The organism is Psychrobacter sp. Cmf 22.2, from assembly GCF_001921745.1.
GTDB lineage: Bacteria > Pseudomonadota > Gammaproteobacteria > Pseudomonadales > Moraxellaceae > Psychrobacter.
In genome coordinates this window covers 1-263 of the sequence record NZ_MRYA01000045.1, presented here as the reverse complement: position 1 = coordinate 263, position 263 = coordinate 1, and the positions used below count along the sequence as shown (strand labels likewise).

The following is a 263-nucleotide window of genomic DNA, read 5'->3' as shown; positions in this document are numbered from 1 at the left end:
GAATGACCCCAAGTTAGTAGACACTTTTTTAATCAGTTAACACCTTTGGTTGAGTAACACTATCATTGTATCTTTTCTCAAATTCATTTGGACTTATAAAATCTAAAAAACTATGTCGTCTTTTTGAGTTATAAAACATTTCTATATATTCAAATATTTTATCTCTAGCTTCTGCTCTTGTATGAAATATAGTTTTTCTAACTAATTCTTTTTTTAATGTCTTAAAAAAACTCTCTGCTACTGCATTATCATAACAATTACCT

The 263-nt window shown here is 26.6% G+C and carries 1 protein-coding gene; it reads right to left on the bottom strand.

Annotation, left to right across the window (positions count from 1 at the left end):
* Window positions 1–28: 28 nt before the first annotated feature.
* On the bottom strand, window positions 29–263 hold a 235-nt coding region (locus tag BTV98_RS13250), incomplete at its 5' end, for an IS3 family transposase (protein WP_143505776.1).